The following is a 19,672-nucleotide window of genomic DNA, read 5'->3' as shown; positions in this document are numbered from 1 at the left end:
GCGGCTACAATCCGCGCCCCCCATGAACGTCCCCGCCACCTTCTGTGCCATCGATTTCGGCACGTCCAATTCCGCGATCGCGGTGCCCGGCCGCAACGGCCGCATGGCCCTGGTCGACGTCGAGAACGGCCAGACGACCATGCCCACGGCCGTCTTCTACCAGGTCGAGGGCCGCTCCGCCCACGAGCCGCCGCTGAGCCTCTACGGCCGCGCGGCGCTGGCGGCCTACATCGAGGGCCACGAAGGCCGGTTGATGCGCTCGATGAAGAGCGTGCTGGGCTCCTCGCTGGTGGACCGGCAGACCGAGGTCGGCGGCGGCCACGCCGTGAAATACCTGGACGTGGTGGGCGGCTACCTGCAGCACCTGAAGACGCTGGCCGAGCGCAGCGCCGGCGCGCCGCTGCGCGAAGCCGTGCTGGGCCGCCCGGTCTACTTCGTCGACGACGAACCGCAGCGCGACCAGCAGGCGCAGGACGCGCTGGAGGCGGCGGCGCGAGCCGTCGGCTTTACCGAAGTCAGCTTCCAGTTCGAGCCGATCGCCGCCGCGCTGGACTACGAAATCACGACCGACCGGGAAGAGCTGGTGCTGGTGGCCGACATCGGCGGCGGTACCTCGGACTTCTCGCTGGTGCGCGTGGGCCCGCAGCGGCGCGAGCGGCTGGACCGGCGCGAGGACATCCTGGCCAACCACGGCGTGCACGTCGCCGGCACCGATTTCGACCGCCAGGTCGAACTGGCGACCATCCTGCCCACCTGCGGCTACCGCGGCCTGGGGCCGGCCCGGCCGGGCGCGGCGCCGCGCGAAGTGCCCAGCCGCGTGTATTTCGACCTGGCTACGTGGCACCTGATCAACACCGTCTACAGCGCCCCGCGGGTGCACGAGCTGCGCCAGATGCGCTCGTTCTACGGCGACCCCTTCCAGCACGCCCGCCTGATGACGGTGGTGGAAGAGCACCTGGGCCACGCGCTGCTGGCGCAGGCCGAGGCGGCCAAGATCGCCGTGGCCGAAGGCGGCTCGACGGCCATCGACCTGGGCCTGCTGGAGCGCGGGCTGGCCGCCAGCCTGGACGAGACCCGGGCCGTGGACGCGCTGGAAGCCGAGTTGCAGCGCATCGTCACTGCCTTGCGCGAGACGCTGCAGGCTGCCGGCATCGGGCCCGAGCAGGTGGACGTCCTTTACCTGACCGGCGGTTCCACCGGCTTCGCGCCACTGGTGCAGCGCCTGGAAGCCGCTGTGCCGGGCGCCCGCGCCATCCACGGCGACCGCCAGGCCAGCGTGGCGCAGGGACTCGGCCTGCATGCGCAGCGGCTGCATGGTGCCGTGCAGGGATAATCGCCGGCCATGGAATACATCGGCTACCTCGTCGACTTCATCCTCCACGTCGACCGCTACCTGCAGGACTTCGTCACGACCTACGGCACCTGGGTCTATGCGCTGCTGTTCCTGATCATCTTCGTGGAAACCGGCGTGGTGGTGTTCCCCTTCCTGCCGGGGGATTCGCTGCTGTTCGTGGTGGGCGCGCTGTGTGGCGTGGGGCTCATGAGCTATCCGTTGTCGGTGGCGCTGCTGATCGCCGCGGCGGTGCTGGGCAACCAGAGCAACTACACGATCGGGCGCTTCTTCGGGCCGCGCGTGTTCCAGTGGGAGGACTCGCGCTTCTTCAACAAGCGCGCCTTCGAGCAGGCGCATGCGTTCTACGAGAAGTACGGCGGCATCACCATCGTGCTGGCGCGCTTCATGCCCTTCCTGCGCACCTTCGCGCCCTTCGTGGCCGGCGTGGCGCAGATGACGCGGCGCAAGTTCTCCTTCTACGACGTCACCGGCGGCGTGCTGTGGGTAGGCGGCGTCATCACGGCCGGCTACTTCTTCGGCAGCATCCCCTGGGTGAAGGCGAACCTCGAGAAGATCATCTGGGCGATGATCTTCATCCCCGGGCTGATCGTGCTGTTCGGGGCGTGGAAGGCGCGGCGCAAGGCCGCGGCAGCCTGAACGCCTAGTGTGGCAGCTGCCGCGCGAGGAACTCGAACACCCGCTTGCGCGAATCCTCGGTGACCGCCTTGTCGTAGTGGTACGTGATGCGCGTGCCGCGGAAGTCGGTCTTGCTGAAGCCGTCCAGCGCGGAGCAGTCCCAGCAATGGGTGACGCCGGGGTACTTGTGCCATTCGACCGGTGCGCCCTTGTCGCGCAATGCCGGCAGGGTGTCGTCGCAATAGGAGGACGACGCCTCCAGGTCCTCCTCGGCCATCAGGTACAGCAGCGGCCGGTCGGTGTCGAAGAAGACATAGCGGTACGGCCAGTCCACGCCCTTGAACGTGCCCGCCGGCCACAGGCAGGTGCCGTAGAGCCCCGCGGTGGCGGCGAAGCGCGGCGCATCAGAGGCAAGCGCCTCCTTGATGCCGGGACTGGCCAGCAGCGCCGCGCTGAAGGCGCCCTGCGAGAAGCCGAGCACCGCCATCCGCTTCGCATCGACGATGGGCAGCCGTGCCAGCTGCCCCGCGGCGTCGTAGAGGTCCTTCACCAGGCGGCCGGTGGGAATCGGCACGGGCGGGATGCAGTTGTTGCGGTTGCCGCGCATGCTGTCGATCACCAGCACCACGTAGCCTTCCTTCAGGCCGGCCTGGGCCCAGTACGTCGCCTCCGGATCGCGGATGCCACCGCAGGAATGCGCGATCACGAGGGCTGGGAAGGGGCCGTCGCCGGCCGGCCTGAAGAGGCCGTTGTGGAAGTCGGAGAAGAGGCCGAGCTCCTTGGCCTCGGTGGGCAGGCGCAGTGGCTGCAGCGACTGCGCGCCCTGGACCAGGCCGGTGAGTTGCCGCGGATCGGCGGGCTGGGCCCGGGCGCCAGCGGCGAGGGCGAGCAGCAGCAGGAAGACGATTCGTCGGAGTGCCATGGGACCTCCCGGAGCGACATCCTAGCCAGTGCCGGCGACGCGGTATTCCACCCGATGGTGTAGCGCGGCGCAACGGCGATACTCGCGCCATGAACGCGCCCGAATCCTTCTCGCGCTGGAGCGGGGCCGGCTCCAGCCGGGTGCCCTTCTGGGCCTACACCGACCCGCAGCTCTATAGCCAGGAGCTGCAGAAGATCTTCTACGGCCCGCACTGGTGCTACGTGGGCCTGGAAGTGGAGGTGCCGAACCCCGGCGACTTCCGCCTGACTTACGTCGGCGAGCGCCAGGTGATCATGGTGCGCGACCGCTTCGGCGACCAAGGCATCCGTGTGGTGGAGAACCGCTGTGCCCACCGCGGCGTGCGCTTCTGCCAGCAGCCGCACGGCAACGCACGCAGCTGGACCTGTCCCTACCATCAGTGGACCTACAAGCTCGATGGCGAGCTGGCCGGCCTGCCCTTCAAGAACGGCGTGAAGGAGGGCGACCAGGTCAACGGCGGCATGCCGCCGGACTTCGACGTCAAGCAGCATGGCCTGACGCGACTGCGCGTCGCGGTGCTGCACGGGCTGGTGTTCGCCACCTTCAGCGACAGCGTCGAGCCGCTGGAGCAGTACCTGGGTCCGCAGATCCTGCCCTGGCTGGACCGCATCTTCGGCGGCCGCCAGCTGCAGCTGCTGGGGTACAACCGCCAGCGCATCCCGGGCAACTGGAAGCTGATGATGGAGAACATCAAGGACCCGTACCACCCGGGCCTGCTCCACACCTGGTTCGTCACCTTCGGCCTGTGGCGCGCCGACCAGAAGAGCCGCATGGTGATGGACGAACACGGGCGGCATGCCGTGATGGTCTCGCGCCGCAACGACGGCGGCGAGAACAAGGCGGTGACGCAGGGCGTGACCAGCTTCAAGGCCAACATGAGCCTGGAGGACCCGCGCATCCTGGACGTGGTGCCCGAGCCCTGGTGGAAGGTGCCGGATCCGTCGAACCCCGGCACGGAGATCATGCCGTCGGTGACGATGATCACGCTGTTCCCCAGCCTCATCATCCAGCAGCAGGTGAACTCGCTGTCCACGCGCCACATCGTGCCGCGCGGCGAAGGCGAGTTCGACTTCGTGTGGACGCATTTCGGCTTCACCGACGACAGCGAGGAAATGCAGCGCCGCCGCCTGCGCCAGGCCAACCTGTTCGGGCCGGCCGGCTTCGTCAGCGCCGACGACGGCGAGGTGATCCAGTTCAGCCAGGACGGCTTCCGCCAGTGGGGCGAGGACGGCGAAACGCTGTGCGAGCTGGGTGGCACCGGCACCGGGGGCACCGAACACATGGTCACGGAGACCTTGATCCGCAGCATGTACGCCTATTGGCGCAAGGTGATGGGCGTATGAGGGAAGACCTGTTGCTGCAGCTGGAGGTCGACCAGCTCAACGCGCGCTATGCCGCGGTGCTGGACGAACGCCGCTTCGACGAATGGCCTGGTTTCTTCCTGCCCGAAGGCCGCTACAAGGTGCAGGCGCGCGAGAACTTCGACCGCGGCTTGCCGCTGGCGCTGATCGCGATGGAAAGCCAGGGGATGATGAAGGACCGGGTGTACGGCATCACGCAGACCATCTACCACGGGCCTTACTACACGCGCCACGTGGTTAGCCCGGCGCAAGTGCTGGGCCAGGAGGACGGGCGCATCCGCGCCCAGGCCCACTATGCGGTGTTCCGCACCCGGCCGGGCGATGCCAGCGAGGTGTACAACGTGGGCCGGTACATCGACGAAATGGAACGCACGCCGGCTGGCCTGAAGCTGGCCAGCCGGCTGTGCGTGTACGACAGCGAGATGGTGCTCAACTCGCTGATCTACCCGATTTAGCGCTTGGCGGCTTCGTGGCCGATCAGCGCGCCGGCGCCGGCGCCCAGGATCGTGCCGGTGGTGCCACCGAGTGCGTTGCCGGCCAGGCCGCCGACCACCGCGCCGCCCGCCGTGTAGGCGGTCGAACGGTCCATCGAGGCGCAGCCGCCCAGGCCCATCAGCGAAGCGGCCAGCAGCGCCGCGGAAATGATCTTCGTCTTCATGGAAACACCTTCCTTCAGAATTTTCCCGCCGCGAGAGGCGCGGCTAACCTTGTGCACTGACGACTTTAGGAAACGGAGCGGTGCGCAACTGTAGGAAGCGCTTGACGGCCCCTGTCGTCACGGGCAAGGGATGCATGCAGGCGCAGGCGGCAGGCTGAGGCACGCTGCGGCGCGCAAAGAAAAAGGGCCGGACTTGCGTCCGGCCCTTGCGCTGGCGCTGAGCCAGGCTTAGTGCTTGGCCACCTGGTTGCCGATCACCGCGCCGGCGCCGGCGCCGATGACGGTGGCAGCCGTGCCGCCGACGGCGCTGCCGACCAGGCCGCCGACGACGGCGCCGCCCACGGTGCCGACGGTCTGGCGGTCCATCGAGGCGCAGCCGCCCAGGCCCAGCAGGGAAGCGGCGAGGACAGCCGCGGAGATGATCTTCGTCTTCATATATTCACCTTCCTTCGAATCGTTTGCGACAGCCGCGGGAGGCGCGGCAACCTGTGGCTGTGACTCTAGGAAAAGGCGCTCTGCGGGAATGTAGGAGCCCGGCGCTCGCGCCTGTCGGTTTGTCTTGCAAACTAGAGCGGACGATTGCGCGCCAGCGGCGGGTTGCGCGAGAAGTAGCGCTCGATGCCCTTGATCAAGGCATCGGCCAGCTGCTCCTGGTAGCCGGAACTGCGCAGCTTCGTTTCTTCCTCGGGGTTGCTGATGAAGGCCGTTTCCACCAGCACGCTGGGGATGTCCGGCGCCTTCAGCACCGCGAAGCCGGCCTGTTCCACCGAGCCCTTGTGCAGGCGGCCCACGGTGCCCATTTCGCCGAGCAGGGCGCTCCCCAGCTTGAGGCTGTCGTTGATCTGCGCGGTGGTGCTCATATCGAGCATCGCGCGCATCACGTGCTGGTCCTGCGCCTTGATGTTCAGGCCGCCCACCAGGTCCGCCTTGTTCTCCTTGTCCGCCATCCAGCGCGCCGCGCTGCTGGAGGCGCCGGACTGGCTCAGCGCGAACACGCTGGCGCCGCGCGCCGTGGGCGTCATGAAGGCGTCGGCGTGGATGCTGACGAACAGGTCGGCCTGCACGCGCCGCGCCTTGTCCACCCGCGTGCCCAGGGGCACGAAGAAATCGGCATCGCGCGTGAGGAAGGCCCGCATCGGGTTGCCGTTGATGCTCATGTTGTTGATGCGCTCGCGCAGCAGGTGCGCGATCTGCAGCACCACGTCCTTCTCGCGCGTGCCGCCCGGGCCGATGGCGCCCGGGTCCTCGCCACCGTGGCCCGGGTCCAGCGCCACGATGATCAGGCGGTCGGTCTTGGCATTGGCGAGCGCGGGGACCGCGGGCTTCGCCACTTCGGAGGCGGGGACCTGCACGGCGGCGCGCGGCGGACGCTGCGTCTGCTGCGCGATGAGCTCGCCCAGCGGATCGGGCACGGGCGCGGCGGCGATTGCAGGGGCCGGTGCCGGCGCGATGGCCAGCGGCTTGTCCTGCTCCTTCATGCGCTCGGCGATCAGCGCTTCCAGCGGGTCCACCGGCCTGGGCGGATAGAAGTCCACCACCAGCCGGTGCTGGTAGGCGGCCACCGGCTGCAGCTGGAAGACCTGCGGCAGCGCCGCCTGCTTCAGCGCGATGGTGAGGCGCACGGTGTTCGGGCCGGCCTGGGCGATGCGGATGCCGGCGATGAAGGGATCGTCGGCCTTCACCTTGCCCACCAGCTCGCGCAGGGCCGGGTCGAGCGCGATGCCTTCCAGGTCCAGCGTCATGCGGTCCGCCGCCACCTGCTGCTTGCTGGCCAGCAGGGTGTCGGACTCGATGGTCAGGCGCGTGTAGTCGGGGGCTGGCCACAGGCGCACGGCGACGATGCCGGCGCCCCGGGCGATCTGCTGGGCGCCGAGCAGCAGCACCAGGGTGCCGGCGTTGAGGATGGAGCGCCGCTTCATGCCAGCAGCTCCAGTCCGCGTTCCGTGTTCGGCGTGACGGTGACGAGGCGGTGCGCGTCGTCGTCGTCCAGCACCACGTGCACGTCGAGGTCCGGCGTGGGCAGCACGGCCGCGGCCTTGTCGGGCCACTCGGCGATCTTCAGGCCAGGGCCGGCGAAGATGTCGCGGAAGCCCGCGTCCTCCCACTCGCGCGGGTCGTCGAAGCGGTAGAAATCGAAGTGCCAGGCCGGGAACTGCGGCAGCACATAGGGCTCCACCACGGCATAGGTCGGCGACTTGATGCGGCCCTGCGCACCCAGTGCGCGCAGCAGGTGGCGCACCAGGGTGGTCTTGCCGGCGCCCAGGTCGCCATGCAGCGCGATGAAGGCGCCGGCCAGCGCCGGGCTGCGGGCCAGCCTTTCGGCGAAGGCCCGCGTATCCTCCTCGTCCGCCCAGCGCATGCGGGTGGGCGTTCCTACAATCGAAGCGTGATGTCCAACGGCGCTCAGAGCGACGGTCCTTTCCTGGTGGCCCAGATCCGGCAATGGGCCAGTGAGCTCGGATTTTCCCAAATCGGCGTGGCCGGCGTCGACCTTTCCGCAGCCGAACCCGGGCTTCTTGCGTGGCTGTCCAACGGATTCCACGGCGAAATGGCCTACATGGCAAGCCATGGCGTGCGCCGCGCACGCCCCGCGGAACTGGTGCCGGGCACGACAAGCGTGATTACCGCACGCATGGATTACCTTCCCGCCACAACGCCCCAGGGCTGGCAGGCCATCGAATTCGATCGCCTCGCGCGTCCGCAGGAGGCGATCGTCTCGCTTTACGCGCGGGGCCGCGACTACCACAAGGTGCTGCGCTCGCGGCTGCAGAAACTCAGTGAGCGCATCGCGCAGGCGGTGGGCCCCTTTGGCCATCGCGTCTTTACAGACTCGGCGCCGGTGCTGGAAGTGGAGCTCGCCGCGCGCAGCGGGCAGGGCTGGCGCGGGCGCCACACCCTGGTCCTCAACCGCGAAGGCGGCTCGATGTTCTTCCTGGGCGAGATTTACGTGGACTTTGCATTGCCGCCGACCGAAGCGGCCGGCGACCACTGCGGCACTTGCACGGCCTGCCTGGATGCCTGCCCCACGGGCGCCATCGTCGCGCCCTACCGGCTGGATGCGCGGCGCTGCATCTCCTATCTCACCATCGAGCATCCCGGCGCCATCCCCGAGGAGCTGCGGCCCCTCATGGGCAACCGCATCTACGGCTGCGACGACTGCCAGCTGGCCTGCCCCTGGAACAAGTTCGCGGGCCGCGCGGAGCTGCCGGATTTCGAGGCCCGCCCGGCCCTGGTGGGCCGCCAGCTCGTCGAACTGTTCGCGTGGAGCGAGGACGAGTTCCTGCGCCACACGGAAGGCAGCCCGATCCGCCGCATCGGGCACGAGCGCTGGCTGCGCAACATCGCGGTAGCGCTGGGCAATGCGCTGCGCCAGGCCGACGACCCGGCCCTGCGAGCGGCCTTGCAGGCGAGGCTCTCCCATCCCTCTCCGGTGGTACGCGAGCACGTGGAGTGGGCGTTGCGCGCACCGAAGCTTGGTGGTAACGTGAAGTAACGGGAGGCAACGAGGTTCGATTTCGTTCGGAGGGACCGCCCATGGTTGCTCGCGATGTATCGGGTATCGAAATTTCGATCCAGGCGCCGCCTCCCCACCCCCGAGCCGCCGGGCGCTCCTGTGCGCTCGCGCCGCGCACCTTGCGCAAGGTGCAGGACTTCATCCACGCCAACCTTGCCGCGGACTTCGCCATCGAGGACATCGCGCGCGCGGCCTTCCTCAGCCCGCACCACCTCAATCGCGGCTACCACCGGACGACCGGCCAGAGCCTCTGGCAATACGTGCTGCGGGCGCGGGTGCAGATGGCCCGCGACATGATCGCCGCCGAAGCGCAGGCCACGCTGGCGGAGATTGCGGAGCGTTCCGGCTTCGGCAGCTACGGCCAGTTCATCGCCGCTTTCCGCAAGGCCTTCGGCCAGACCCCGGGCGACTACCGCCGCCAGCTCGAGTACACGCTGCAATAAGCGCGGGATTCGCAAGCGCGGCGCACGATTCCGCAGTCGGCCCGCCGCGGGCCGGGCATAGATTCGCGAACTGACGCATCGCATCGTGCCCGGAGGTAGTGCCATGAGAGAAGCCACGCGGTCCCCGTCTCCCAAGTCCCTGCGCCTCGCGCTGCTCTTTTCGCTGGCCCTGGCCGGCACGCTCGCCGCGTGCGGCGGTGGCGGTGGCGGCGGCGGCGATTCGGCGGCACCCGCTCCAGCGCCCGCGCCGGCGCCTTCACCCGCGCCCGCGCCGTCCGCCACGGTCAGCGGCACCGCCGCCAGCGGCGCGCCGCTGGCCAACCAGCTGGTCACGCTGAAGGACAGCGCCAACAAGACCGCGACGGCGACCACCAGCGTCAGCGGCAACTTCACGCTGGACACGTCGAGCCTCGCGCCGCCCTTCCTGCTGCAGGTGGGCAACCTGCTGAGCGCGAGCACCGACGCGAACCGCAGCGCCACGGTGAACGTCACACCGCTCACCGACCTGGTGGTGCGCTCGTACTACAAGGTGCAAGGCCAGTCGGCCGATGGCAGTTTCGCCAACCCGGTAAGCGTGCCGGCGCCGACGCGGCGGCAGCTGCAGTCCGTGGGTGACACGCTGTTCCCGCTGCTGCAGCTGGCCATCGGCGCCAACGGCTCGCCGGTCGGCAAGACCTTCGACCTGTTCTCGATGCCGTTCCGGGCCGACGGCAGCGGCACCGACAAGTTGCTGGACCACACCCGCGTGAGCTACGGGACGGTCAACGTGGTGCTGGTGCTCGACGCCGGCGCCGCCACCCAGACCACGGCGCTCTCGTTCCTCACGGCGACCAGCTCGATCACGGCAAGCTCCACGACCACCAATGGGACGGTGACGACCACGGCTTCCAGCACCTCGGTGGCGGCGGTCAGCAACGCGCAGATCGCCGCCGTCGATGGCATCAACGCGACGCTGTCCGCCTTCGCTTCGGTCGTCAACAGCAAGTCCAGCACGCTGACCGCCAGCGACATCGTCTCGTTCTTCGATCCGAACCTGCTGAATGAGGGCCTGAACCGCGACCAGTTCCTCGCCGGCGTGGTGCAGCAGTTCCAGGGGCTGAGCGTCGCGCTGTCGGTCGACAAGCTGCTCGCGCTCGATCCGGGGGCCGGCACGGCGCAGGTCCAGCTCAAGTTCGTCGCCACGCAGAACGGCCAGACGCAGATCGAGCGCAACACCTTCAATTTCCGCCTCTCGGGCAGCAACTGGCTGCTGGCCGGCGATGGCCGCATCGCATCGCTCTCGGTGCAGGCCGAAGGCCGCAGCAACCAGGGCACCTTCACCGGCATGAACGGCCCGGCCGTGAACCTCGACGTCAGGCCGGTGCATGGAGCCGTGGCTTCGGTGACGGCCACCGCCAGCTTCGGCATTCCGGCCTTCACGCAAGGCGCCACCGACGTGCGCCCGGGCGGCGTGCAGCTGGACGCCTTCTTCTCCAACACCGGCCCGCTGGCGCCGCCGCTGCCCGCGGCCGGCACGCCCGTGACGATCACGCTGCAGAAGACGGCAGGCGGCTCGGTGGCCTACACGCTGCCGCTGAATGCCTTCACCACCGAGTTGATCCACGTGAGCAGCCCCACGGCCACCAGCCTGCGCTTCGGCACGGTGACGGTGAGCTGGAACCAGCCGACCACCTATTCGGTGGAGCGCACGCAGCTGTCGGTGATCGTCTTCACCGACGACCCGTCCCTGAGCACCGGCTTCCAGTGCGTGGATGACGGCGGTGTGCTGGCGCCGACGGCCACATCGGGCACCGTCAACATCGCCTCCACCTGCAACGGCCAGCCGGTGCGCTTTGCCAACATCAACGTCAGCACCAACGGCCCCAACGGGGAACGTTCGCAGGTGATCTACCAGGTGACGGCGGGGCCGTGATCAGCGCAGCACGCCCAGCGCGAAGGGCAGGCTCGCCAGCCCCAGGACCGTCGACAAGGTGACCAGCCCCGCGACCAGCGCGCCGTTGTAGCCCATGCGCGAGGCCAGCACGTAGCAACTGCTGGCCGTCGGCAGCGCCGAGAAGGCAAGCAGCACGGCGCGCTGCGTGGGATCCAGCCGCAAGGCGAAGCCCAGGCCGGCCGCCACCAGCGGCAGCAGCAGGTGCCGGATCGCGAGCACGCCCACGGCCAGCGCTTTCGCCTGCGCCAGGTGGCCGAACTGCATGCCGGCGCCGGCCGCCATCAGGCCCAGGGCCAGCGAGGCGGCGCCGATGCGGTTCAGCGTCGGGTCCAGCCAGCCCGGCACGTGCAGCCCCAGCAGGTTGCACGCCAGGCCCGCGAAGGTGGCGATGATCAGCGGGTTGCGCACCAGCGCGGCGAAGAAGCCGGTCTGCGCATGGCGGGCCATCGGCCACACCGCGCCGATGTTGAACAACGGCACGCACACGCCAATGAGCACCGCGATCAGCTGCAGGCCCTGCGCGCCCGCCAGCCGCTCCGACAGCGCGAGCGCGATGAAGGAGTTGAAGCGGAAGGCCACCTGCGCGCTGGCGGCGTGTTCGCGCCGGTCGACGTGCCGCAGACCCGGCCACCAGGGCAGGCTGTAGGCGAGGGTGATGCCCGCCAACCCCAGCAGCAGGCCGGCCGCCGCGAGGCCGGACACGGCGCCCACGTCCAGTGGCGTCCGGGCGATGGACTGGAACAGCAGCACCGGGAACAGGAAGAAGTAGACCAGGGTCTCCACCTGGTCCCACGTGGGACGGGCGAGCGGGGTGAAGCGGCACAGCAGGTAACCGCAAAGGATCAAGGAGAAGTCGGGAAGCAGGAGTTGCGCAAAATTCACGCGCCCGAGGATATAGGATGCTTGGGTTTGCGACCCTCAATCAAATGGAGACACGAATGCATCGCCGTACCTGGATCGCCGCTTCCGCGGGCCTGTTCGCCGCGCTGGCCGCTCCCGCCTTTGCCCAGGGCTACCCGGGCAACAAGACCATCCGCCTGACCGTCCCGTTCGCGCCGGGCGGCACCACGGACATCATCGCCCGCGTGATGGCCGAGCCCCTGGGCAAGGCCCTGGGCACCACCGTGATCGTCGAGAACAAGGCAGGTGGCGGCGGTGTCGTCGGCGCCGCCGATACGGCGCGTGCCGCGCCGGACGGCTACACGCTGGGCATCGCCACCGTGTCGACCACCGCGGCCAACCCGGCGATCAACCCGAAGACGCCGTACAACCCGGTCACCGATTTCACGCCCATCGTCAACATCGCGGCCACGCCCAACGTGCTGGCCGTCAACCCCCACTTCCCGGCCAAGGACTACAAGGCCTTCCTGGAGGAGGTGAAGAAGAACCCGGGCAAGTACTCGTTCTCCTCCTCCGGCACCGGCGGCATCGGCCACCTGCAGATGGAGCTGTTCAAGGCGATGTCGGGCACCTTCATCACCCACATTCCCTACCGCGGCGCCGGCCCGGCCCTGAACGACACGGTGGCGGGGCAAGTGCCGATGATCTTCGACAACCTGCCGTCCGCGCTGCCCTTCATCAAGGAAGGGCGCCTGGTGCCGATCGTGGTCGCCGCGCCCCAGCGCCTGAAGGAACTGCCCAACGTGCCGACCTTCAAGGAAGTGGGCCTGGAGCCGGTGAACCGCCTGGCCTACTACGGCATCGTCGGCCCCAAGGGCATGCCCAAGGACGTGGTCGAGAAGATCCACGCCGCCGCCGTCAAGGCGCTGCAGGACCCGGCCGTGCGCAAGCGCATCGAGGACACCGGCTCCATCATCATCGGCAACACGCCCGAGCAGTTCTCCGAGCAGATCAAGGCGGAGTTCGACGTGTACAAGAAGGTGGTGGAGAAGGCCGGCCTGAAGCTGGATTGAGCGACGACGCCATCGACGCCTTCGTCGACGCCCTTTGGCTCGAGGAAGGCCTCTCGCGCAACACGCTGGCGGCGTACCGGCGCGACCTCGCGCTGTATGCCCGCTGGCTGGCGGAGCGGGGCAAGCGCCTGCCGGCCACCGACGAGGCGGACCTGCAGGGCTACTTCGCCGCCCGCCATGCGCAGACCAAGGCGACTTCGGCCAACCGCCGGTTGACCGTCTTCAAGCGCTACTTCCGCTGGGCGCTGCGCGAGCGCCTGATCACCGATGACCCGACCCTGCGCCTGCAGTCGGCCAGGCAGCCGCTGCGGGTGCCCAAGACGCTGACCGAAGCCCAGGTCGAGGCGCTGCTGGACGCGCCTGACGACGAGACGCCGCTGGGCCTGCGGGACCGCACGATGCTGGAGCTGATGTACGCCAGCGGCCTGCGGGTGAGCGAGCTGGTGGGCTTGCGCGTGTTCGAGCTGAGCCTGAACGAAGGCATCCTGCGCGTCACCGGCAAGGGCAGCAAGGAGCGCCTGGTGCCCTTCGGGCAGGTGGCGCGCGACTGGATCGTGCGCTACCTCGCCGAAGCGCGGCCCGCCATCCTGGCCGGCCAGCAGACCGAGGACCTGTTCGTCACGGCGCGCGGCCATGGCATGACGCGCGCGATGTTCTGGGTGCTGGTGAAGAAGTACGCCGCGGCCGCCGGAATCCGGGTGCCGCTGTCACCGCATACACTCCGGCATGCCTTTGCCACGCACCTGCTGAACCACGGCGCCGACCTGCGCGCGGTCCAGATGCTGCTTGGCCATGCCGACATCTCCACCACGACGATCTACACCCACGTCGCCCGCGAAAGGCTGAAGGTGCTGCACGCGCAGCACCATCCGCGCGGCTGACGGGGGGAGTCGAGAACCCTCAGGACCTTATGCAAACGACCCGACGCGCGCTGCTGCTGTCCGGCGCGGCATCCGCTGCCGCCCTGGCGCTGCCCGCCTTCGCGCAGAACTACCCCACCAAGCCGATCCGCATCCTCGTGGCCTACCCGGCCGGCGGCGTCAGCGACGCCATCGCCCGCACGCTGGGCGACCGCCTCTCGGTCCAGATGGGCCAGCCGGTGGTGGTGGAGAACAAGGCCGGCGCCGCCGGCATCATCGGCATGGAAGCCGTCGCCAAGGCGCAGCCGGACGGCTACACGATCGGCTTCTCGGCGATCAGCCCGCTGGTGCTGAGCCCGCACCTGCAGAAGGTGCCCTACAACCCCGACGCGGACCTGGCGCCGGTGGCCAGCGTGTTCTATTCGCCGGTGCTGCTGCTCGCCACGCCGGCCAGCCGCGCGCATGACTTCCGCGACCTCCTGGGCGGCGCCAAGGACCGCCCCGGCTCCGTGCGCTGGGCTACGTCGGGCAACGGCTCGCTGGGCCACCTGATGCTGGAGCAGCTGATGGCGCAGGCCAAGGTGCAGATGGTGCACATCCCCTACAAGGGCGGCGGCCAGCAGCTGACGGACGCCCTGAGCGGCCAGTTCGAGATCCTGTCCACCAACGCCGGCCCGACGCTGACCGACCACATCCGCACCGGCAAGCTGCGGCCGCTGGCGGTGGGCGCGCCCAAGCGCCTGGACTCGCTGCCCATGGTGCCGACGCTGGCCGAACTGGGTTACCCGCGCGCCAACATGTCCTCGCTGTTCGGCGTGTTCGCGCCGGGCAAGACGCCGCAGCGGATCATCGACCGGCTGAACACCGAGGTGAACGAGGCGCTGAAGACGCCGGAACTGCGCAACCGCCTGCTGTCCACCGACAACGTGCCCACGGGCGGCAGCGCGCAGGATTTCGCCAAGGAGATCGACCGCGAGTCGGTGGCGAACGCGGCGATCATCAAGGCGGTGGGGATCAAGGGCGACTAGGGCTGATCGGGCTCGCGGTCCGGGCCCGAAGGGCGTCCCAGCTTGATCGCGGGGTCGATGCGCCGCTTGTAATGGGCGTAGTCGGCCGGGGCGTCGGCCACGCCGGCCGCGCCCACGTTCTGCGGCAGCTCCGACTGGATGGTGACGTGGCTCAGGGGCTCGCCGGCATTGCGGCGCGCCCGCAGCTGCTCGGCGAAGCGCAATGCCTCCGAAAGCTGGTCAGAAGGGAAGCACTCGCTGCGCGCGAGCGGCTGTTCGCCGGCATGCTCCAGCCAGAAGACGGCGATCATCGGGCAGGAAGGGGAGGGGTGTGTTCCACCCCACCAGTATGACGCAGCGCTAGTGCCGACAGGCTTCTACCGCTTCCTCCAGCACCTGCTTGCCGCCCTCGAAAGCCTGCACCTGCACGCGGCCGCAGCCGGGCGCCGTCTCGGCCGTGCGCCGGGTGACGATGCGCAGGCCGCGCGGATCGATGCCGCTGGATTCTCCGTAGATCAGCGCGAGCTGGACGACGCGGTCCTGGAAGGCCTTGGCCTCGGAAGAAGCGAGCCAGCGCTCGAGCGGCTGGACCGGCTGCGCCAGGGCCGCCGTGCAGGCGCAGCTTGCGGCGAGCCAGGCCGCGCGCACCTTCAGTCCTTCCCCGCCGCCAGCAGCGCGAGCTCGTCCAGCGTGAAGCCCGCGCGGCGCCGCGCCTCTTCGTTGAAGGGCGGATACAGCCGCGGCGCGGCGTAGCGCTCGACCAAAACGCCGTAGTGGGCCAGCGGGTCCAGGCCCTCGCGTTCGCAGAGGACGCGGTACCAGTGGTTGCCGATGGCGACGTGGCCGACCTCGTCGCGCAGGATCACGTCGAGAATGTCCACGGCCCGCAGCGCAGCGGGCGAGCCCACCTGGCGCAGCTTCTGCTGGATCTGCGGGGTGGCGTCGAGGCCGCGTGCCTCCAGCGTGCGGGGCACCAGGGCCATCCGGGCCACGATGTCGCCAGCCGTCTTCTCGCACATGATCCACAAGCCGTCGTGGGCCTGGAAGTCGCCATAGGCGTGGCCCAGCGTGCCGAGATGGTCCGCCAGCAGGCTGAAGTGGTACGACTCCTCGGCCGCGACCCGCAGCCAGTCCTCGTGGAATTCGCGCGGCATGCCTTCGAAGCGCCAGGCGGCGTCCAGCGCGAGGTTGATCGCGTTGAATTCGATGTGCGCGATGGCGTGCAGCAGGGCCGCCAGGCCCTCGGGCTTGGCCGGCGAGCGCCTCGGCACCCGGGCGGGATGGACCAGCTCCGGCCGCGCCGGACGGCCGGGCAGCGGCTGCTCAGGGATGGGGGCAGTGGGGGAAAGGCTGCATTGCCCGACATTTGCATGCAGCGCGGTCGCGAGCGCCGCCTTCTGGCGGGGATCGGCGCAGCAGAGGGCCTGCAGAGCCTGCTGGCGAAGGTCCATCCCTAGAATTGTAGTTTTTGGCAAGAACGAGAACGATGGCCATTTACGAATTGGACGGCAAGGCTCCCAAGCTGGGCCCGGGAGCCTGGGTCGCCGACAGCGCACAGGTGATCGGCGAAGTCGAACTGGGGGCCAACGCCAGCATCTGGTACGGCGCCGTGGTCCGCGGCGACACCGGCGAACTGATCCAGGTCGGCGACAACAGCAACATCCAGGACGGCTCGGTGCTGCATGCCGACTTCGGCTGGCCGCTGATCGTGGGCAACAACGTCACGGTGGGCCACCAGGTGATGCTGCATGGCTGCACCATCGGCGACGGTTCGCTGGTCGGCATCCAGGCGGTGGTCTTGAATGGGGCGAAGATCGGCCGCAACTGCGTGGTTGGCGCCGGCGCGGTCGTCACCGAAGGCAAGGAGTTCCCGGACAACTCGCTGATCGTGGGCGCACCGGCCAAGGCCATCCGCACGCTGGATGCAGCGGCGGTCGCGAAGTTCGCGCCGCTGGCGCCGCACTACGTGGAAAACGCCCGACGCCACGCCAAGGGCCTGAAGAAGATCGCCTGATGTCCGAATTGCACAAGTTCCTGTTCGACGGGATACCCGTCCGCGGCATGGTCGTGCGTCTCACCGACGCCTGGACCGAAATCCTGCAACGCCGCCGCGCCGACGATGCGGCCAGCACCTGGCCCTGGCCGGTGATGGAGATGATGGGCGAGATGGCCGCGGCCGGCGCCCTGATGCAGGCCAACATCAAGTTCAACGGCGCGCTGATCATGCAGATCTTCGGCGAAGGCCCGGTGAAGGTGGCGGTGGCCGAAGTGCAGCCGGACCTGAGCCTGCGCGTCACCGCCAAGGTGGTGGGCGAGGTGGCGGCCGACGCCCACCTGCAGGAGCTGGTGAACGTCAACGGCCGCGGACGCTGCGCCATCACGCTGGATCCCAAGGACAAGCTGCCGGGCCAGCAGGCCTACCAGGGCGTGGTGCCGCTCAACGCCTCGCACGGCCACGAGCGGCCGCGCCTGGCCGACGTGCTGGAACACTACATGCGGCAATCCGAGCAGCTCGATACCAGGCTGGTGCTGGCGGCCAACGAGTCGGTCGCCGCGGGCCTGCTGATCCAGCGCCTGCCGGCCGAAGGCGAGGGCAACATCGGCGGCCAGAAGATGGAGCTGGAAGAGCAGCTGGAGCACTTCAACCGCATCGCCACGCTGGCGGGCAGCCTGTCCGGCGACGAACTGCTGTCGCTGGATGTCGAGACCATCCTGCGGCGCCTGTTCTGGCAGGAGAAGCTGTTGCGCTTCGACGCGATGACGCCGCGCTTCGCCTGCACCTGCAGCCGCGAGCGCGTGGCCGGCATGATCCGCGGCCTGGGCCAGGAGGAGGCCGGCAGCATCCTCGCCGAGCGCGGCGAGATCGACGTGTCCTGCGATTTCTGCGGCGTGCACTACCGCTTCGACTCGGTGGACTCGGCGCAGCTGTTCATGGCGGCCGGGGACCGGCCGCCGGGGTCGTCGACGATGCAGTGAGGGCGCGGCGCGTTTGCGCCGCGCCGTGGCACGGTCAGGGGATCGTGCGCACCACCTTGCGCTGCGAGGTGCCCGAGCCCGCGGTGACGTACATCCGGCCGTCCACGACCACGCCACCGGCGGTCAGGGTCATCAAGTCGATCTTGTGTGGCTCATAGGACCAGGTGATGCCGTCGCTGCTGGACACCGTATTCGAGGCGCCGGTCAAGGCGGGGCCGTCACCGGCGAACACGATGCGACCGTTCAGCAAGGCGCAGGCTCCGGATTGCGTCTGGTTGGCGGTCCTCAGCGGCGAATTCTCATCGACAGGCAGGCGGGTCCAGGACGTGCCATCGGTGGACCGATACACGGAGATCCGGTCCACGCTGACGTTGTGGCCGCCCGTCACGATCATGGCGCCGCTGGCATCCGCGACGGCGCAGAAGTCATAGCGATTCTCGAATCCGTGTGCCGACGCGAGCGTCCAGGTCACGCCCCCATCGGTGGAGCGCCAGGTGTCGTCGTACCAGGTCATGCCGAGGCGTCCTCCCAGCACGTAGAGAGCGCCGTTGCTCCAGAGCATTTCGTGGCTTTCGCGGCCCGGGAAGGGCGCCGCCGCGGTGCGTTGCGTCCAGGTCGTGCCGTCGAAGTACCACACCGCGGGGCTGGCCGCGCCCGTGGCGTCCGTGCCGCCGGACAGGTAGATGCCCACGCCGTCGGAGGCGAGCGCGAAGCGGCGCAGATCACCGGTCGGCCCCGCGCCGGGCACGAGCGTCCAGCCGGCGCCGCCGTTGGTGGATGCCCAGGTTTCCACCGTGTGGCTGTTGTAGCCCCGGGTGATGACGTAGACGGTGTGACCGATGCCGCCGACGCGGAAGTCCTGGAGGAAGGGCGCCGTGGTCGTCATGAGCTCCCAGCCCGAAAAGCTGAAGGCAGCCGGGTCGGTGACGATAGGCATGAGGCCCGAAGCGTAGGAATAGCTGGTTCCCTCCACGCGCATGCGCGCCTGGAAAAGATACGATCCGGCCTTGGTCAAGGTGCCCGAGAGCACGCCGCTGGCAGGATCCATCGAGATGCCGGGCGGCAGGCTGCCAGATTCGATCGCGAAACGGACGGAACTGGCGCACGCCGCCGGAACGCCGCTGATCGTGGGCGTGACGACGCGCGCGGACCCCACGGGACCGTCCAGGGCGCCGTCATAGCTGTAAGAGACGCGCAGGGTGTCCTGCGTGCACGGAGCGGCCGGCGGTTGCGTGGTGGTGGTGCCATTGCCGCCGCCCGCTGACGGATCGGTTGCGCTGCTGCCTCCGCTGCCACCGCCGCCACATGCGGCCAGTAAAAGGACCAGTGCGCTGCATGCGGCGCTTCGAAGCGAATTCAAAATTTTCCCCTCCCGTGGGAATACGTGCAAAACGTCAATTGTCGAGCGGGGCAGCTGGCGTGCCCATCCCTCAAGTGGAGTGCATGCTCAGAAGAGGCGCCGGAACAGGCGGTGCTCGCACTCCGGGTCGCTGCATTTTTCGCAGGACCATTGCCAGTTGCCGGTGGGAGCTGCGGGTGGGCGGCCAAGGGCCGCGAGCGCGCTTTGCAGGCGTTGCGGACCGAGCCCGTAGACCACCTGGTAAACAGTGCCCGCCTCGTGCAAGGCGTTGCGCAAGTGCGCGTCTTCGGCGGCGTGGACTTGCGAGCCCGGAAGGTCGAGGCCCATGACGAGCACGATGTCGCCTTGCCGGGGAGCGCCTTCGGAAACCAGGAAATCGGGGAAATGCGCAGCGAGCTCGCGCGCCAATTGCGTCTTGCCGGTGCCTTGCGCACCGACGACACGGACGGTCTTCACTTCACGATCTGGACGTAGACCTCGTTGGGCTTGACCATGCCCAGCTCGGAGCGGGCCTTCTCCTCCACGGTCTCCAGCCCTTCCTTCAGGTCGCGCACCTCCGCGCGCAGGCGCTCGTTGCCTTGTTGCGCGGCGGTGTTCCTGGCCTTCTGGTCTTCCAGCTTCTGCTGCATCTGGCGGACCTCGGAGACGGAGCCACGGCCGAACCAGAGCTGGCCCTGCACCACGCCCAGCAGGGCGATCAACAGGACTGCAACGATC

The 19,672-nt window shown here is 68.9% G+C and carries 24 protein-coding genes; 12 read left to right on the top strand and 12 right to left on the bottom strand.

Annotated elements, in window-relative coordinates; translation table 11 throughout:
- Positions 1-22 precede the first annotated feature (22 nt).
- Positions 23-1,333 carry an Hsp70 family protein gene (locus tag HHL11_RS21715; protein WP_169420649.1) on the top strand — a complete coding sequence of 437 codons (1,311 nt, stop codon included), beginning with the start codon at positions 23-25 and terminating at the stop codon, positions 1,331-1,333.
- A 9-nt stretch (positions 1,334-1,342) separates the two neighbouring features.
- Positions 1,343-1,990, top strand: coding sequence for a DedA family protein (locus HHL11_RS21710; RefSeq protein WP_169420648.1), 648 nt, complete (start codon positions 1,343-1,345; stop codon positions 1,988-1,990).
- 4 nt (positions 1,991-1,994) lie between these two features.
- Here the strand turns inward: HHL11_RS21710 and HHL11_RS21705 are convergent, their stop codons facing one another.
- Entirely contained in the window at positions 1,995-2,891 is an 897-nt protein-coding gene (locus HHL11_RS21705; RefSeq protein ID WP_169420647.1) for a dienelactone hydrolase family protein, read from the bottom strand.
- 89 nt (positions 2,892-2,980) lie between these two features.
- Between HHL11_RS21705 and HHL11_RS21700 the strand changes: the two genes are divergently transcribed.
- Both HHL11_RS21700 and HHL11_RS21695 read left to right on the top strand, forming a co-directional pair.
- Positions 2,981-4,273: an aromatic ring-hydroxylating dioxygenase subunit alpha gene (locus tag HHL11_RS21700; RefSeq protein ID WP_169420646.1), complete on the top strand. Its 1,293-nt coding sequence runs from the start codon at positions 2,981-2,983 to the stop codon at positions 4,271-4,273.
- Positions 4,270-4,746: an aromatic-ring-hydroxylating dioxygenase subunit beta gene (locus HHL11_RS21695; protein ID WP_169420645.1), complete on the top strand. Its 477-nt coding sequence runs from the start codon at positions 4,270-4,272 to the stop codon at positions 4,744-4,746. The genes HHL11_RS21700 and HHL11_RS21695 overlap by 4 nt, the downstream gene beginning before the upstream one ends.
- Here the strand turns inward: HHL11_RS21695 and HHL11_RS21690 are convergent.
- The 4 genes from HHL11_RS21690 to tsaE form a co-directional block, all read right to left on the bottom strand.
- A complete protein-coding gene (locus HHL11_RS21690) occupies positions 4,743-4,949 on the bottom strand; it encodes a glycine zipper 2TM domain-containing protein (protein WP_169420644.1) in 207 nt (68 codons plus the stop codon). The genes HHL11_RS21695 and HHL11_RS21690 overlap by 4 nt on opposite strands.
- 228 nt (positions 4,950-5,177) lie before the next feature.
- A complete protein-coding gene (locus HHL11_RS21685; RefSeq protein ID WP_169420643.1) occupies positions 5,178-5,384 on the bottom strand; it encodes a glycine zipper 2TM domain-containing protein in 207 nt (68 codons plus the stop codon).
- Positions 5,385-5,515: 131 nt separating this feature from the next.
- A complete protein-coding gene (locus HHL11_RS21680) occupies positions 5,516-6,868 on the bottom strand; it encodes an N-acetylmuramoyl-L-alanine amidase (protein ID WP_169420642.1) in 1,353 nt (450 codons plus the stop codon).
- On the bottom strand, positions 6,865-7,356 hold the full coding sequence (gene tsaE, locus HHL11_RS21675; RefSeq protein ID WP_425355223.1) for a tRNA (adenosine(37)-N6)-threonylcarbamoyltransferase complex ATPase subunit type 1 TsaE: 492 nt from the start codon (positions 7,354-7,356) through the stop codon (positions 6,865-6,867). The genes HHL11_RS21680 and tsaE overlap by 4 nt, the downstream gene beginning before the upstream one ends.
- Here tsaE and queG point away from each other — a divergent pair.
- From queG to HHL11_RS21660, 3 genes are all read left to right on the top strand, one after another.
- Positions 7,339-8,442, top strand: coding sequence for a tRNA epoxyqueuosine(34) reductase QueG (gene queG / locus HHL11_RS21670; protein WP_205964599.1), 1,104 nt, complete (start codon positions 7,339-7,341; stop codon positions 8,440-8,442). The two genes, tsaE and queG, sit on opposite strands and share 18 nt — an antisense overlap.
- 149 nt (positions 8,443-8,591) lie before the next feature.
- The gene (locus HHL11_RS21665) at positions 8,592-8,906 is read left to right on the top strand and encodes a helix-turn-helix domain-containing protein (RefSeq protein ID WP_169420639.1); all 315 of its coding nucleotides are present in this window, start codon (positions 8,592-8,594) and stop codon (positions 8,904-8,906) included.
- A gap of 103 nt (positions 8,907-9,009) precedes the next feature.
- Complete coding sequence (locus HHL11_RS21660; RefSeq protein ID WP_169420638.1) at positions 9,010-10,818, top strand: hypothetical protein; 1,809 nt, start codon at positions 9,010-9,012, stop codon at positions 10,816-10,818.
- Here the strand turns inward: HHL11_RS21660 and HHL11_RS21655 are convergent, their stop codons facing one another.
- The gene (locus HHL11_RS21655; RefSeq protein WP_169420637.1) at positions 10,819-11,721 is read right to left on the bottom strand and encodes an AEC family transporter; all 903 of its coding nucleotides are present in this window, start codon (positions 11,719-11,721) and stop codon (positions 10,819-10,821) included.
- Positions 11,722-11,777: 56 nt separating this feature from the next.
- On the opposite strand from HHL11_RS21655, the gene HHL11_RS21650 reads away from it, so the two are divergent.
- The 3 genes from HHL11_RS21650 to HHL11_RS21640 are packed head-to-tail and all read left to right on the top strand — an operon-like array spanning position 11,778 to position 14,640.
- Positions 11,778-12,752 (top strand): tripartite tricarboxylate transporter substrate binding protein BugE, encoded by a 975-nt coding sequence (locus tag HHL11_RS21650; RefSeq protein WP_169420636.1) that lies wholly within the window; start codon positions 11,778-11,780, stop codon positions 12,750-12,752.
- The gene (xerD, locus tag HHL11_RS21645) at positions 12,749-13,633 is read left to right on the top strand and encodes a site-specific tyrosine recombinase XerD (RefSeq protein ID WP_169420635.1); all 885 of its coding nucleotides are present in this window, start codon (positions 12,749-12,751) and stop codon (positions 13,631-13,633) included. The genes HHL11_RS21650 and xerD overlap by 4 nt, the downstream gene beginning before the upstream one ends.
- A gap of 29 nt (positions 13,634-13,662) precedes the next feature.
- Entirely contained in the window at positions 13,663-14,640 is a 978-nt protein-coding gene (locus tag HHL11_RS21640; RefSeq protein WP_169420634.1) for a Bug family tripartite tricarboxylate transporter substrate binding protein, read from the top strand.
- Here the strand turns inward: HHL11_RS21640 and HHL11_RS21635 are convergent.
- The 3 genes from HHL11_RS21635 to HHL11_RS21625 are packed head-to-tail and all read right to left on the bottom strand — an operon-like array spanning position 14,637 to position 16,070.
- The gene (locus HHL11_RS21635) at positions 14,637-14,930 is read right to left on the bottom strand and encodes a hypothetical protein (RefSeq protein WP_240980358.1); all 294 of its coding nucleotides are present in this window, start codon (positions 14,928-14,930) and stop codon (positions 14,637-14,639) included. The two genes, HHL11_RS21640 and HHL11_RS21635, sit on opposite strands and share 4 nt — an antisense overlap.
- 49 nt (positions 14,931-14,979) lie before the next feature.
- Positions 14,980-15,267, bottom strand: a complete 288-nt coding sequence (locus tag HHL11_RS21630) for a hypothetical protein (protein WP_169420633.1) — start codon at positions 15,265-15,267, stop codon at positions 14,980-14,982.
- A 2-nt stretch (positions 15,268-15,269) separates the two neighbouring features.
- The gene (locus tag HHL11_RS21625) at positions 15,270-16,070 is read right to left on the bottom strand and encodes a ferritin-like domain-containing protein (protein ID WP_169420632.1); all 801 of its coding nucleotides are present in this window, start codon (positions 16,068-16,070) and stop codon (positions 15,270-15,272) included.
- A gap of 35 nt (positions 16,071-16,105) precedes the next feature.
- On the opposite strand from HHL11_RS21625, the gene HHL11_RS21620 reads away from it, so the two are divergent.
- Together HHL11_RS21620 and hslO are read left to right on the top strand one after the other, a co-directional pair.
- Complete coding sequence (locus HHL11_RS21620; RefSeq protein ID WP_169420631.1) at positions 16,106-16,633, top strand: gamma carbonic anhydrase family protein; 528 nt, start codon at positions 16,106-16,108, stop codon at positions 16,631-16,633.
- Complete coding sequence (gene hslO / locus HHL11_RS21615; RefSeq protein WP_169420630.1) at positions 16,633-17,595, top strand: Hsp33 family molecular chaperone HslO; 963 nt, start codon at positions 16,633-16,635, stop codon at positions 17,593-17,595. Before HHL11_RS21620 ends, hslO begins: the two co-directional genes overlap by 1 nt.
- 34 nt (positions 17,596-17,629) lie before the next feature.
- Here hslO and HHL11_RS21610 read toward each other — a convergent pair whose 3' ends face one another.
- From HHL11_RS21610 to ftsB, 3 genes are all read right to left on the bottom strand, one after another.
- Positions 17,630-18,751 (bottom strand): DUF6242 domain-containing protein, encoded by a 1,122-nt coding sequence (locus tag HHL11_RS21610; RefSeq protein WP_169420629.1) that lies wholly within the window; start codon positions 18,749-18,751, stop codon positions 17,630-17,632.
- A gap of 291 nt (positions 18,752-19,042) precedes the next feature.
- On the bottom strand, positions 19,043-19,411 hold the full coding sequence (locus HHL11_RS21605) for a P-loop NTPase family protein (protein WP_169420628.1): 369 nt from the start codon (positions 19,409-19,411) through the stop codon (positions 19,043-19,045).
- Positions 19,408-19,659, bottom strand: coding sequence for a cell division protein FtsB (ftsB, locus tag HHL11_RS21600; protein ID WP_205964596.1), 252 nt, complete (start codon positions 19,657-19,659; stop codon positions 19,408-19,410). Before ftsB ends, HHL11_RS21605 begins: the two co-directional genes overlap by 4 nt.
- Positions 19,660-19,672: the final 13 nt, after the last annotated feature.

The sequence above is a fragment of the Ramlibacter agri genome, assembly GCF_012927085.1.
GTDB classification, from domain to species: Bacteria; Pseudomonadota; Gammaproteobacteria; order Burkholderiales; family Burkholderiaceae_C; genus Ramlibacter; species Ramlibacter agri.
This window is presented reverse-complemented; position numbering and strand designations above follow the sequence as displayed.